This window comes from Mesobacillus maritimus (assembly GCF_019749255.1).
GTDB classification, from domain to species: domain Bacteria; phylum Bacillota; class Bacilli; order Bacillales; family Cytobacillaceae; genus Mesobacillus_B; species Mesobacillus_B maritimus_A.
The window spans coordinates 17,931-30,859 of the sequence record NZ_JACWFH010000023.1 but is presented as its reverse complement, the minus strand read 5'-3'; the positions used below and the strand labels follow the sequence as shown (position 1 = coordinate 30,859).

Below are 12,929 nucleotides of genomic sequence, written 5' to 3'. Positions count from 1 at the left end.
ATGAAGAAAGAAGGAATGAATATGACAAATCAAAATCGAGAAATGAAATTAGGCGCGTTCTTTATGATACCAGGACACCATGTTGCAGCATGGAGACATCCTAAGGCAGAAGCGGAAAATGTGATGAACTTTGAGTTTATCAAAAAGTTAGCACAAACAGCTGAACGAGGGAAATTTGATATGCTGTTCCTTGCTGATGGGTATGCAGTAAGAGCCAAAAATCAAACCGTGTTAGGGCAGACAGTCAATACCATGTTTGAACCCTTTACGCTTTTATCGGCTCTTTCCTCGGTAACAAAGAATATTGGCCTAGTTGGAACTGTCTCCACTACGTATAATGAACCCTTTAATGTTGCCCGGAAGTTTGCTTCGCTTGATCATCTAAGCAATGGGCGAGCAGGTTGGAATGTCGTCACTTCGAATACGGAGGAAGAGGCGCATAATTTTAACCTAGATCAGCATTTACTTCATTCCAAGCGGTATCAGCGGGCTGAAGAGTTTGTGGATGTCGTCACTCAGCTTTGGGACAGCTGGGAGGATGAAGCCTTATTAATCGATAAAGAATCTGCACAGTTTGCTGATGGTTCAAAAATTCATGCAATCAACCATAAAGGGGAATGGTTTTCAGTGCAGGGACCATTAAATATCGCGCGTCCTGTTCAAGGTCATCCAGTTGTGGTTCAGGCAGGATCGTCTGAAGCTGGAAAAGAGCTTGCAGCCAGGACAGCTGAAGTCATTTTTACCGCATGGCAAACCATCGAAGAAGCGCAAAACTTTTATGCAGATGTGAAAGGAAGGATGTCCAAATATGGTCGTTCTCCTGACGAACTAAAAATCATGCCTGGGATTTTCCCGGTAATTGGTCAGACCGAAAACGAGGCAGAATTGCAAAAACGACTGCTAGAGGAAATCATTCCTGAAGAATCTGGAGTGTCCTTATTATCGAGTATGATTAGCGTCGACCTTTCCCGCTATCCTGTTGATGGACCTCTACCTGATCTTCCTGACTTAGAGCAAATCAATGGAGGAAAAAGCCGCTTTAAATTATTGAAAGACCTTGCTGAACGGGAGAATTTAACCATTCGTCAATTGTATCAACGAATTGCGGGGGCACGAGGTCATCGGGAAGTCAAAGGAACACCTAGTGAAATTGCTGATCATATGCAGGAATGGTTTGAGAATGGAGCGGCTGATGGATTCAATATTATGCCCCCTTATTTGCCAGGAGGGCTAGAGGACTTTGTTGATCAGGTTATTCCCGTCCTGCAAAAGCGCGGTCTCTTCCGAACAGAATATGCAGGGGAGACATTACGTGAAAACTTAGGGCTAAAACGGCCTGAAAATACAATTGTTGAGAGAATCAAAGAAAGGATTTGAGGGTAAACCGAAACGTTTTCTCTTAATCTATTAAAAATAAGGAGTGGTTTCACATGACCAATATTCTCATTCTTTCAGGAAGTCCTTCGGTAAGCTCGCGTTCATCCGCGATTTCCGCCTATTTAAAACGGGAATTGGTACAAAGGGGGGGTAAAGTCGATGAACTAACGATTCGAGATTTGCCACCCGAGGCTCTTCTTCATGCTCATTTTACTGACCCAGTCATTCAAAGTGCACAGAATTTAGTTGAACATGCTGATTCAATCATCGTCGTTAGTCCGGTCTATAAAGCGAGTTATCCAGGACTATTAAAAAGCTTTTTTGACTTGATTCCTGAGAAAGGTCTAAGCGGGAAGAAGGTCTTGCCCATTGCGACAGGCGGAACATTGGCACATCTTTTATCCCTTGAATTTGCCTTTAAGCCACTGTTTTCCGTCTTAGGGGCGAAAGAAGTCCCGCAAGGCGTCTATCTCATCGATTCCCAGCTATCCTATTCGGGTAATGAAGTCACATTTTTAGATCCAGTCGTAGAGGAGAGAGTACAAGAAGCGGTTCGGAATCTGATTGGATCGTTTCGGGAGCAATCAGTATAGTCTAGTTTTGAGCTAAAACAGGTGACAGGCACCTTCCAGAAATATGGAAGGTGCCTGTCACCTGTTTAAAATGCATAAAAATAAATTAAATAGTATATTTACAATTTTGGACTATTAGAGTAAACTAACACTATTATTCTCATAAAATAATAAAATGGTTGATGAAAAGGGCAGTGATGGGAAGGATTTTGATCTTTATAAAGGAAGATGAAAGATCCGATATGCATGCAAAATGCATACTTCCTGTTACATCATGATTAGGAACGACAATAGAAAGGATGAGTGAATATGGAACATATGGGAATTGTCTCTTTAATCCCGCCGATTATTGCGGTTATTTTAGCGATGATCACAAAAAATGTAATTGTATCTTTGTTTTCAGGAGTGTTTATCGGTGTGTTGATTCTAGCAGGAGGAAACCCGCTTGAAGCTACGATGCAGACCATCGAAACCTATATCTATCCACGACTAGGTGATGGCTATAATACTGGTGTTCTCGTACTATTGTTTTTCATTGGGGGTTTTGTGGCACTGATGGAAAATTCCGGTGGGGGTGCTGCTCTCGCACAGGCGTCGATTAAATACATAAAAAGTCGTGCTAAAGCGCAAATTGGAGCTTGGATTGGTGGAATCATCATCTTTTTCTCTGACTTGGGCACGCCATTAATTGTTGGTCCCGTATTTGAGAAAGTCTTTGACAAGCTAAAAGTTTCTAGAGAGAAACTTGCATGGATTATCGATTCTACTTCCTCTCCGGTAGCGGTCTTGATTCCGTTTATCGGGTGGGGAGTCTATATTATGGGATTGATTAAAAATGAGTTTGACTTGTTAAACATAACAGATTCTGAATTTGATACCTTTGTACAAGTGATTCCTTTTCAATTTTACGCAATCTTAGCGGTAATCATGGTTCCTTTGGTCACGTTCACAAAGCTTGATTTCGGTCCGATGGCAAAAGCAGAAAGACGAATTCAAGAAACAGGTGCCCTATACTGGCCAGACTCAAAACCGCTTAGAAAGCCAGATCAAACAGAGAAGTATACCAATGGTTCAAAAGCCATCTTGATTTGGTTGCCATTATTGGTTTTGTTTTTAACTTTATTTGGTTTATTGATTTCATTTGGCTTCCCGTTTGAACAGGTTCCTGGAAATGAGTTCCGAATCTCGCTTACAACAGCTTACTTGTTTGCGGCTGTCACGATTATGATTTTAATGATTGGTTTCAAGATAAAGAAGTTTGGCGAAGCTTTTGAGATTTACACATCAGGTATGCAGAAAATGGCGTATGTCGCAGTGACTCTAGTACTTGCATGGGCGCTTGGTACGTTATTAAGTGATATGGGTACCGCAATGTTTATCGTCGAAATGGTGCAAGGAAATATCCCGGTATTCATTATTCCGGCCATCTTGTTTGTCGTTGGGGCCATCATGTCGTTAGCTTCCGGAACGTCATGGGGAACGTTCGCGATTATGATGCCAATTGCGATTCCAATGGCGGTGGGGCTTGATGCGCATTTATTAGTGTGTATTGCGGCCGTTCTTTCTGGCGGGATGTTTGGGGACCATACTTCCCCTATATCGGATACAACGCTATTGTCATCAACTGGTGCTGGAGCAGACCATATTGATCACGTTAAAACACAATTGCCATATGCCATTTTAAATGCAACTGTGACATTTATTGGATTTATTGTCGCTGGGGTTACTGGAAGTGCTTGGACACTACTTCTTGCCATTGCACTCCTCGTTTTCGCGGTCATTGTGCTATCGAAAATGGATAAAAAGCGCTTGTTGAGTAATCACTAATTGGCCATAGAAGGGGATAGTGCACTGTACTTTTTGAGCTATTAAACGACTTTATTCTTGAATCAAATCAAAAAAACCATCATTTCATACGTGAAAGATGGTTTTTTTATGCTTTTGTTAGTTGTATTGACGGTCCTCGAATCTTGCCTATAAATCTCGATATCTACCCTGAAAAGAAACGTGAAAGGGACATTCGTTTTAATCTACATCTTTTATGGTTAGTTCCTGCTGGGGGGTAAAACTAACGTATAAATAGTTTTCCTCACCATTCACAATCTCATGATAGCCAACTTCCGCTAAATAATAATCAATGGACTCTTCATTCAATTGCTGCTGAATTGTCTTTGATTGTAGTAACATTTGTTCCTTGGTCAAGTTACCTTTTTCAACTTCTAACATAATGAGAATGGGCTTTGGTGTTTTTAGCTTGGGCGTCCATACCGTGACATCGTTGTTGTATACCTCGACATCTGTTGCAACACCTTGGAGCTCTGGAACTTTTCTCTGCAGGAGTGCTAGAATATATTGCTCCGCCTGCTTATTTAATTTTTTAGAAGTAGCTTTATCCACACGAGACTTATGGATGGTATCATTGAACACTTCATTTGGTTCATAACGATAAACATCGAATGGATAAGTGGTTTCCACATCTAGTGAGGGATCCTTGACCATCACCTCAAAACGATAGCTATCATCGATCGTCACATACTTTGCTGCCCACTTAATCTTATAGTCCATGTCAGGATATGTTTCTTCTAAATAAACCTTCAGGCTCTCCCTGGCTTTGTTCATTTCATATGGATTCCCGGCCACGCTCATATAGGTGACGAGGACGATTGCGATCAGGGTGGCGGCAATTATACCGTAAAAAATTTTCTTTTTCATCATTGGTTTTCCTCCAGTATTTTACGAATACAGAAGCCGATTGCAATCCCGGTAACCGTGAAGAGCATGTGCACGACTAATGATACTAAGACAATTCCGAGAGCTTCTGACATACTTTCCGTGTAAAAGTTTCCGAGCAAATCCGTCATATACATCAAACAACTCCACAGGAAGGTTGGAACAGCCGCAATTAAAAAGGCAAGAATCATAGAACGATAGAATAAATAAGTGATGGCGCCTAAAAGGGTATACGTTAACACGAAGCCCTTACTGCCATTCATATTGCTTGTGCTCATTGCTAACAAAAATGCAATGGCGACAAAAAATATTTGGATGGATGTCACTCGCAATGTTACTTCCCGAATCATTTTTTTCGAAGAAAGTCCTGGCTTTATTTTTGGTGATAGAGGTATTTGTGATTGTTCAGCAATCTGATGACAATCATGGCAGCTTTGCAGGTGCTCATCAACAAATACTTTTGTTTCTGGTTGTAATAAATCCTCTTCATATAATGGCAATAGATCCCGCGTAATCGTACAATCTTTCTTCATATCGATAACTCCATTTCCTTTTGGATTCGCAATTTTAACCGGTGAAAGGTCACACGTGTATAGGTTTCGGACTTCCCTAATAGTTCCCCAATTTCCATAAAGCTTAGCTCTCCGTATATCCTTAAGAGCACTAATTCCCTAGCATCATCATCCAATTTCGAAATGTGATGCAACAGCCTTCTCATATCCTCATGAATCTCGGCTAATTCCTCAATGGAGTGGATATCAGCTTCCGGAATAGTAGCGAGTTTTTGGATCAAGCTTTGCTGGTACTTATTTTTGCGATAATACTTTTTTAAAATGTTATTCGCAATCGCGAATATCCACGTCGATAAGGTGGAATGTCCATTAAAAGAAGTAATGTTTTTACACGCCTCATAAAAGGTATCATGACAGAGATCTTGAGCCGTCTCCCGATTCGCTGTCTTGGCATAAAAAAAGGCATATATTTTTGGGTGAATTTTTTCATATTCTTCTTCAAGCTTATTCATGACGACCTTCTCTCTCTCACTGTTCGTAATAGTAATACCGCGACTGCAGATTTCGTTACAATCTTTTTTAAAAAATTTTTCCGTTCCGTTTCTATTAACCTTTTAAGATAATTGGATTCTAATAGATTCTATAACTATAACGGAATTAAAGATTTTCCGTTAGCTTCTTCCTCTTCACGTTTACGATTACTTATGAATACCTTCTTTTCAACTTGTATGAAGTATTAATACCATGCCTGCAAATTTCGTTACAAACTTTTTAAAAAACTTTTTTAAGAATGTTGATTTAGATTCCGATATGCGACCATTACAAGTAACACATCGCTTTACGAAAGAAAGGGAATGAGTTATATGAACAAAAGGTTGGGTTTATTTGGTAAACTAAAGGAGATAAAAAGTCGAGGTAGGATGGTGATATACCTTATGAAACATTTAATCGGTTTGTATGTAGTTATGGTCATAATGGTGATTGTTACTTTAATGGATGAATTTATTCTTAAAGGTGAGTATTCAGCTATTGCCAGTTGGCTTATCGTGATGTTATTTCTTTTTGGAACCATCTGTTTTGCAAATGCGAGGTATTTTTTATCTAAGAGGTATGATGGGTGACGTAAAATGGGTGACAGGCACATTCCATAATATGGAATATGCCTGTCGCAATGTGGAAGGTGCCTGTCACCATAGGAGGATTCAATATGAGTAGTTCCTATATTGAACACATTAAACAGGTTTACCCTGATCTTGTGATTGTAGACAGTTATCTGAATGGCCTTGGACAAAATAATGATGTGTTAATCATAAACAATTCTTTGGTTTTTAGGTTTCCAAAATATGAAAATGGCATATCACCTTTGATACAAGAAGCTGCGCTTTTGAAATATCTTAAAAATATCATTTCTATTTCAATTCCACATCCAACCTATTATTCTTTTAAACGTTTAGAGCCTGGAAACGTTTTTGCTGGGTACAACCTTATTAAGGGGGAGCCTTTCTGGAAAGAAAGTTTAGAAAAAATTGAAAGTCCTGAGATGATAAGTAATTTGGCATCGCAACTCGTAGGTTTTCTTACAGAGTTGCACTCTGTGTCAGAAGAGAAGGTACGCAATGCTTTGAACCTACAGCCCAATCACCCAAAGGTGGAAATGACCGAACTATTTGAGAAAATACAAACTAAACTATTTCCGTATATCAGAAAAGAAGCTCAAAACGAAATTAATCACTCTTTTGAGACCTTAATAAACGGGATTCTTTTAAATGTGAAAACAACACTGATTCATGGTGATTTCGGCTCATCTAATATCCTATGGACTCCGGAAAATCGCAGGATATCTGGAATCATTGATTTTGGCGGTTCAGGTATCGGAGACCCAGCCTATGACTTTGCTGGAATCCTTGCTAGCTATGGGAAAGAATTTTTTGAATTGTGTATCGACATCCAGAGCGCGTGCTATTTTACAAAAGTACATTCGCCCTACAAGAAGCATTGCATGGGATTGAGAATCATGATAGACAAGCCTTTGAAAATGGTATTAAAGATTATAGGTAGGTGTTTCGAAAGTAGGTCTGATTTAAAGGGTAGAAATACAATTTCGAATGCTGAGAGTAGGAAATATGGAGACTGCAAGATTTATCAAAAATCATAGAAGACATGAAGTACGCTAAAAATTAATTACTTTCAGTGTACAGAATATAACATACGTGTAATCATTCGCGCCCTATGAAGCACAAGAATGGTATCACACAAACAGAAATCACTAAATCGCTTCAGTAAGTAATGGGATGATATTTATATAAATATTATGTGTTTGGTTGAAGGGAGAAGGAGGTATGAAATTGTTCTGTGACTCGGAAAAATTAGATGATTATTTACTAGAGTTAGCGGAAGTTAATTATTCTAATCCAATGATCAAGGAAAAGGCAGATGAACTTTTTCATCCATTTCAAACGGAAATTGAAAAAGCAAAAATCGCTTTTGAATTTGTTCGTGATGAGATTGCTCATTCATGGGATATTCAATCGGATCGGGTTACTTGTCATGCATCGGAAGTATTAGACTTTAAAGAGGGAATTTGTTATGCAAAATCACATCTTTTAGCGTCTTTATTACGTTCACAAGGAATCCCAACTGGTTTCTGTTATCAAAGATTGATGTTATTTGATACTCCAGAAAAAGGTTATTGTATTCACGCTTTGAACGCAATCTTTCTGAAATCACTTAATAAATGGATTAGGGTTGATGCTCGAGGGAATAAAGAGGGAATTGATGCACAGTTTTCAACTGAAGAAGAAAAATTAGCTTTTCCCATTAATGAAGACCTTGGTGAAAAGGATTATCCAGTAATCCATGCCAAGCCACATCCAAAAGTTTTGGCTGTTTTAGGAGAAAATACGAATGCATTAAAAATGTATAAATACCATTTGCCTGAGAGTTTGTAGTTGTTCCCCTTAGGGTGAATTTTTAAGAATAAGCGCTTTGTTGTTAGTATCAAAATTTAAGCCATCTAGCTATTTATAGACAAATATCGACTAGAAGTAATCATTTTTTATAAAACTTCCCTCCCCCAACCTGCAAGACGCGAGTGAGGGAAGCTTTAATCGATAATGTAGCTGTTAACATCGAGTGCATTTCCGGAAAGTGCTATCTCTCAAATGGGATCTATAAAACGAATCCGGATTTGTTTATTACTCAGGCACCAAAACAAATGACTTAAAAATTCGGTATTTGGACTTTATTCAATTCACGTATTTTATCATAGGAACCTAGAAGTTCTTCGGGTACCAAAGATCTCCCATACTCCCATGCGTTATTTTCGATTTGAGTTTTAAGCTGTTCAATTTCTTCATCTTCCCCGTACATAAGAGTTCGTAAGTCATACTTGTTTTTCTTATAATCGAGATAATAACCAATCTCATGGTAAACAAGAATTTTAATCAAATTTTCAGGGGTTTCTTTCATCTTTATACGACTTAGAAAACCATTCACGTGGAGATAATTAAACTTTATGGTATTGGTGGTAACATTAAAACTCATCGGTGCTACGATGTCATGATTAAACTCATAACTTAAGTTTAATTGAAGCTCAAGTAAAGTGTTTTTTATAATTTCTTCGATATCTCTAATATAGAACATTTGATTTTCACATCCTTGTTTCTTTTTCCGTATTATTTGAGTTTAACAATTTTAAAGTGGTAACATTTTTATGTAGAAAAACAACATTCACAAGTATAGTATACGGGAAAAGGTAGAGGCAAAAAATAGGGATTAATTCTTATTAAGCACGTTTTCCTAATGTGAATAGCACTTGATATGAAACAAATTAAAATAATCAGAATTTTGGTGTAATTCCCAATCTGGTTGGTTATACTTATTTTAGAGTATATACATCCAAAAAATCAGAGGAGCTGATAATAATGCAATGTTTTCCTTATTTACAATTGAACGGAAATACAAGAGAAGCGATTGGATTTTACGAAAAGGTATTTCATGCTGAAAACTTAGGTGTAATTACATTTGGTGAAATGCCTACTACCCCAGATTCTCCTTACCCTGAAGATGCGAAAGACCTTGTTGCACACGCTACGATAAAGGTTGGAGAGTCATTAATAATGTTTTCAGATACCTTCCCAGGTCAACCAGATCAAAAAGGAAACCTGGTGACCATTTGTATTACGTTTGACGATGCAGACAAAGCCCGCCCAATTTTTGACGCTTTACAGGATGGCGGACAAGTTCAAATGCCCCTATTAGAAACAAGTTTCAGTCCTGCTTACGGGGTCATTAAAGATAAATTCGGTGTCACCTTCCAAATTTACACTGAAGGCCATCAAGGTTAGTACATACGATAATACTAGAAAAACGGCTTTGTACAAAAGGACAAAGTTGTTTTTTTATGGCTTTTTTTCATAAATAGTAACTAATAAAAAGAAAGGGAGAGGTAAAGCTAGGGGGCTTAACGTACCTGAGCAATTGTTTCACAATAGCAGAGTGACATTGTGTTCGTTCGGTGAATAAATTTGAGTTTTTATATAAACAAAAAAGACCATGTAGGTAACCCCACACAGTCTATTCCGCATCCTGTCGTTTATGAATACTCAATTTCTCTGTCTTCTCGTTTACATAAGCATAAAGAATATCTTTCACATCCAAATCATTTTTCGATAAATTCCCCATTAGCCATTCTTTTGATTTGCCAAGCAATTGAAGATTCCTGCCTTGGATTCGCCCGTCAATAATCACAGCAATCGGCAGACCTTCATCTTTAATGGGAATTTCTAAATGCTGGACAGTTACCGGTGTATTTTCTGCTTTAGGAATGATGCTGACTTCTCCGATTGGCTCGAGTATCGCATAATCAATGTCTGACAACGTAGGGTAGCCTTTGCTTCGTAAAATAGACAATAGTTGTGCATAAGACAATCTTGATTTTTCCATATTATCTTCAACTATTTCTCCATGCTTAATTAAAATCGTAGGCTCACCTAAAAACAAGCGATTGCCCCATTGCCATAAGGTCATCTTCGAAAACAAAATATGGAGAATCACAAGGATTGCTAAAGCCGAAACCGTCGGATAAAAATCCGTACTAATCAGTGGCTCTGCGGCAACGGTACCAACGATAATAATCGCAACCAAATCGTAGGGAGTCATTTGAATAATCGTTGATTTTCCCATGATTCTCATGATGGCAATGGTAATGAGATAGAGCACGAAAATCTTGAGGATCAATGTCATAGAAGTTACCTCAGGTCAATTAATAAAATTAAAATACCCTCAATGTTTGGTAGATATTCAAATGATAAAATGTTTAGATACCTGTTACACAAACGTTAAAATGCAAATGAAATAGACCATCAAATTGTAGTTAATGTTGATGGTCTATTTTTGTTGATTGGTAGGTATTTAGGTAATAGCCACGGTTGTTTTTGTAATTCAATTTGCATATAAAAACAGACTTATAGAGTTTTCTGTTAGTCCACATTATAGGGTACAATCTTATAGACAAAAATTTGTAATTTAAACCGCCTTTCAAAGGTGACAGCATAATATTAATATTCTAACAATAAATCAGAAAGATCCTGAACTCTACTGTGTCTAAATTTATAATGAAAATAATCTTGTCTGGTAGGCGTTATTTTCAATAGACCTGCGGAACGAAGCAGCAATAAGTGATGATGGATATTCCCCTTTGACATTCCCATCAGATGAACAAGGTCAGTAAATGTTTTGCTATCATCTTTCATACTACTAAGAATTTTTAACCGTTTTTCCTCAGCAAGTGCTTTCGTGATTAACAATGTTTCATGCTGAATACTCATTACACAAGGATAGGTAAGAACGACTTTATGATTGAAGATATCAATTAAAGATAAAGGGCGAAAATGCCAAGAAGGAGCAAGAACAACCTCCGTAACTTGTAAATTTTCGATATCAAATCCCTTTGTTATTTTTTCTATTTCACGAAAGGGGTAATTCTGTAGACCTGTTTTATCAAGATTCTTTATCTGATCAGTTAAGATAGTCGTTACCATTTCCTCAATATCAAGAAAATATTCCTCATACCACTTTAATAATAACGAAAGATGTTTTGTTCTCCTGGCCTCTAAATCATTGGGCATTCCTCTTTTTTCGCTAACATAAGGTGCCAATAATTCGTACAATTCCCCAAGAGGTAGTTGAGAAAGCCATAAATGATATCCTCTAAAATTGTTATACGGACAATGTTCGATTAAGTGAACTGATAAATCTTCAAATAGCAAATCCTCTAGTTCTAAGATTTCCTTATGTAAAACCTCAGATATTTTATCTTTCGTGTTTGCATACCAATCCTTTGAAATAGTCAAGTACTTCAGATGTGTTTGTCTTTTATATAGCGAAAAGCTAAGTAATACCTCATAAACAATCGAATCTAAGATTTTTATCGTCATACTATTTCTCCCTTATAGATTGTAATTTTAGTTTAACATATATTGACTTAAATTTATAGTTCAATTATTATTGAACCATAAACGAGAGGAGGGTATATATGGAAATCTATCAAACTGAGGAATTAGTAGATATTGTATACGGTCAAACGGTAGAGCGTGAGTTAAAACTTGATATCATTAAACCGGTGGCTTCAGAGGAAACCTTTCCTGCTATTATTTATGTACACGGTGGAGGATGGATGTCGGGTGATAAACGAAAAGTAGGTGGCGAATGGAATGCCTCCTTCGCCAAATATGGTTTTGTATGTATCAATATTAATTTTCGGTTGAGTGGAGAGGCCATTTTTCCTGCACCATTACTTGATGTGAAAGAAGCAATACGGTGGGTTAAATCAAATGCCAGAGACTATAATATTAACGAAGATAAAGTTGGAATTTGGGGACATTCCTCAGGAGGACATTTAGCGACTTTAGCTGCATTAAGTGCAGATCATCCTGAGTTTTCATCTAAAGAACAGCTTATATCGGAAAAAGTTAATGCGGTTGTTACATTGGCTGGCCCAGTAGATTTATTACAAATGGGAGATTGGCACAATAACCCTAATTCTCCCGAATCAAAATTTCTTGGTGGAAGTGTGCAAGAACAAAGTAGTAAAGCAAAATTAGCAAACCCCGTTCATTATATAAATGAGGACACACCACCAGTATTAATTATTCAAGGTGATACTGATGAAATCTGTCCTGTTCACCAAAGCCAACTACTACATAAAGAACTGACAAATTCATCCTATCTAGAGATTAAAGGTGCGGATCACGACTTTGTTGGCGGTGTATTAACCTTCGATGAAATATTATGTTTAGTAAGGTCGTTTTTCACAAGAAATCTTAAAACAGGACTACTAAGTAAAAATGAACTCGCAAACCATCGCAAAGAAGTTAAGAAGGTAATGAATTGGTTCAAAGAAAATAGCAAATAACCTAAAGATTTTAATAAACTAGTAAAATGACGTGTTCCAATTAACACGTCATTTTTATTGGCATTCTAAAGTTTTCACCACATCCATGACCCTAATTTCAGTGTTCTAAGGAGTTACTTGATCTGTTTTTTTATCTAAACTACATAGTTTTTGAGTTATACCTTTTTTAAGTAAACAAAGGCACCGCAAAACGCGGTGCAATTAGTTATTCGTATTAACATACATTCTTTAGAGCAAATAAAGGTCATGTGACGGGTATCAGAACCCGTTATTAAAATTATGAGTTATTTACAAAATCCTAAAGAACATCTCTAGACCTAAGCG

The 12,929-nt window shown here is 37.4% G+C and carries 14 protein-coding genes; 8 read left to right on the top strand and 6 right to left on the bottom strand.

Annotation, left to right across the window (positions count from 1 at the left end; translation table 11 throughout):
- Positions 1-21: 21 nt before the first annotated feature.
- From H0185_RS16445 to H0185_RS16435, 3 genes are all read left to right on the top strand, one after another.
- Positions 22-1,377 carry an LLM class flavin-dependent oxidoreductase gene (locus H0185_RS16445; RefSeq protein ID WP_221874638.1) on the top strand — a complete coding sequence of 452 codons (1,356 nt, stop codon included), beginning with the start codon at positions 22-24 and terminating at the stop codon, positions 1,375-1,377.
- A 53-nt stretch (positions 1,378-1,430) separates the two neighbouring features.
- Positions 1,431-1,970, top strand: a complete 540-nt coding sequence (gene ssuE / locus H0185_RS16440) for an NADPH-dependent FMN reductase (protein ID WP_221874595.1) — start codon at positions 1,431-1,433, stop codon at positions 1,968-1,970.
- A 288-nt stretch (positions 1,971-2,258) separates the two neighbouring features.
- A complete protein-coding gene (locus tag H0185_RS16435) occupies positions 2,259-3,776 on the top strand; it encodes a Na+/H+ antiporter NhaC family protein (RefSeq protein WP_221874594.1) in 1,518 nt (505 codons plus the stop codon).
- Between the two features lie 198 nt (positions 3,777-3,974).
- Here H0185_RS16435 and H0185_RS16430 read toward each other — a convergent pair whose 3' ends face one another.
- Genes H0185_RS16430 through H0185_RS16420 form a run of 3 tightly spaced genes read right to left on the bottom strand, consistent with a single transcriptional unit; the run spans position 3,975 to position 5,703 of the window.
- Entirely contained in the window at positions 3,975-4,664 is a 690-nt protein-coding gene (locus tag H0185_RS16430; RefSeq protein ID WP_221874593.1) for a YfjL-like protein, read from the bottom strand.
- A complete protein-coding gene (locus H0185_RS16425) occupies positions 4,661-5,212 on the bottom strand; it encodes a zf-HC2 domain-containing protein (protein ID WP_221874592.1) in 552 nt (183 codons plus the stop codon). The genes H0185_RS16430 and H0185_RS16425 overlap by 4 nt, the downstream gene beginning before the upstream one ends.
- Complete coding sequence (locus tag H0185_RS16420) at positions 5,209-5,703, bottom strand: RNA polymerase sigma factor (protein ID WP_221874591.1); 495 nt, start codon at positions 5,701-5,703, stop codon at positions 5,209-5,211. The genes H0185_RS16425 and H0185_RS16420 overlap by 4 nt, the downstream gene beginning before the upstream one ends.
- A gap of 423 nt (positions 5,704-6,126) precedes the next feature.
- Between H0185_RS16420 and H0185_RS16415 the strand changes: the two genes are divergently transcribed.
- The 3 genes from H0185_RS16415 to H0185_RS16405 all read left to right on the top strand — a co-directional run bounded on the left by H0185_RS16415 (position 6,127) and on the right by H0185_RS16405 (position 8,139).
- The gene (locus H0185_RS16415; RefSeq protein WP_221874590.1) at positions 6,127-6,312 is read left to right on the top strand and encodes a hypothetical protein; all 186 of its coding nucleotides are present in this window, start codon (positions 6,127-6,129) and stop codon (positions 6,310-6,312) included.
- 86 nt (positions 6,313-6,398) lie between these two features.
- The gene (locus tag H0185_RS16410) at positions 6,399-7,346 is read left to right on the top strand and encodes a phosphotransferase family protein (RefSeq protein WP_246629251.1); all 948 of its coding nucleotides are present in this window, start codon (positions 6,399-6,401) and stop codon (positions 7,344-7,346) included.
- A 184-nt stretch (positions 7,347-7,530) separates the two neighbouring features.
- Positions 7,531-8,139: a transglutaminase-like domain-containing protein gene (locus tag H0185_RS16405; protein ID WP_221874589.1), complete on the top strand. Its 609-nt coding sequence runs from the start codon at positions 7,531-7,533 to the stop codon at positions 8,137-8,139.
- A gap of 271 nt (positions 8,140-8,410) precedes the next feature.
- Here H0185_RS16405 and H0185_RS16400 read toward each other — a convergent pair whose 3' ends face one another.
- Positions 8,411-8,833 (bottom strand): hypothetical protein, encoded by a 423-nt coding sequence (locus H0185_RS16400; RefSeq protein ID WP_221874588.1) that lies wholly within the window; start codon positions 8,831-8,833, stop codon positions 8,411-8,413.
- 275 nt (positions 8,834-9,108) lie between these two features.
- On the opposite strand from H0185_RS16400, the gene H0185_RS16395 reads away from it, so the two are divergent.
- On the top strand, positions 9,109-9,537 hold the full coding sequence (locus tag H0185_RS16395; RefSeq protein ID WP_425515834.1) for a VOC family protein: 429 nt from the start codon (positions 9,109-9,111) through the stop codon (positions 9,535-9,537).
- A gap of 229 nt (positions 9,538-9,766) precedes the next feature.
- Here H0185_RS16395 and H0185_RS16390 read toward each other — a convergent pair whose 3' ends face one another.
- Both H0185_RS16390 and H0185_RS16385 read right to left on the bottom strand, forming a co-directional pair.
- A complete protein-coding gene (locus H0185_RS16390) occupies positions 9,767-10,435 on the bottom strand; it encodes a DUF421 domain-containing protein (RefSeq protein ID WP_221874586.1) in 669 nt (222 codons plus the stop codon).
- Positions 10,436-10,749: 314 nt separating this feature from the next.
- The gene (locus H0185_RS16385) at positions 10,750-11,628 is read right to left on the bottom strand and encodes a winged helix-turn-helix domain-containing protein (RefSeq protein ID WP_221874585.1); all 879 of its coding nucleotides are present in this window, start codon (positions 11,626-11,628) and stop codon (positions 10,750-10,752) included.
- A 98-nt stretch (positions 11,629-11,726) separates the two neighbouring features.
- On the opposite strand from H0185_RS16385, the gene H0185_RS16380 reads away from it, so the two are divergent.
- Positions 11,727-12,605, top strand: a complete 879-nt coding sequence (locus tag H0185_RS16380) for an alpha/beta hydrolase (RefSeq protein WP_221874584.1) — start codon at positions 11,727-11,729, stop codon at positions 12,603-12,605.
- The last annotated feature ends 324 nt before the right edge of the window (positions 12,606-12,929 follow it).

Coding starts and splice junctions, on each gene's coding strand:
- ssuE (WP_221874595.1), top strand. CDS start 1,431: ATGACCAATATTCTCATTCTTTCAGGAAGTCCTTCGGTAAGCTCGCGT.
- H0185_RS16385 (WP_221874585.1), bottom strand. CDS start 11,628: ATGACGATAAAAATCTTAGATTCGATTGTTTATGAGGTATTACTTAGC.
- H0185_RS16415 (WP_221874590.1), top strand. CDS start 6,127: ATGAAACATTTAATCGGTTTGTATGTAGTTATGGTCATAATGGTGATT.
- H0185_RS16380 (WP_221874584.1), top strand. CDS start 11,727: ATGGAAATCTATCAAACTGAGGAATTAGTAGATATTGTATACGGTCAA.
- H0185_RS16420 (WP_221874591.1), bottom strand. CDS start 5,703: ATGAATAAGCTTGAAGAAGAATATGAAAAAATTCACCCAAAAATATAT.
- H0185_RS16430 (WP_221874593.1), bottom strand. CDS start 4,664: ATGATGAAAAAGAAAATTTTTTACGGTATAATTGCCGCCACCCTGATC.
- H0185_RS16405 (WP_221874589.1), top strand. CDS start 7,531: ATGAAATTGTTCTGTGACTCGGAAAAATTAGATGATTATTTACTAGAG.
- H0185_RS16400 (WP_221874588.1), bottom strand. CDS start 8,833: ATGTTCTATATTAGAGATATCGAAGAAATTATAAAAAACACTTTACTT.
- H0185_RS16425 (WP_221874592.1), bottom strand. CDS start 5,212: ATGAAGAAAGATTGTACGATTACGCGGGATCTATTGCCATTATATGAA.
- H0185_RS16445 (WP_221874638.1), top strand. CDS start 22: ATGACAAATCAAAATCGAGAAATGAAATTAGGCGCGTTCTTTATGATA.
- H0185_RS16435 (WP_221874594.1), top strand. CDS start 2,259: ATGGAACATATGGGAATTGTCTCTTTAATCCCGCCGATTATTGCGGTT.
- H0185_RS16390 (WP_221874586.1), bottom strand. CDS start 10,435: ATGACATTGATCCTCAAGATTTTCGTGCTCTATCTCATTACCATTGCC.
- H0185_RS16410 (WP_246629251.1), top strand. CDS start 6,399: ATGAGTAGTTCCTATATTGAACACATTAAACAGGTTTACCCTGATCTT.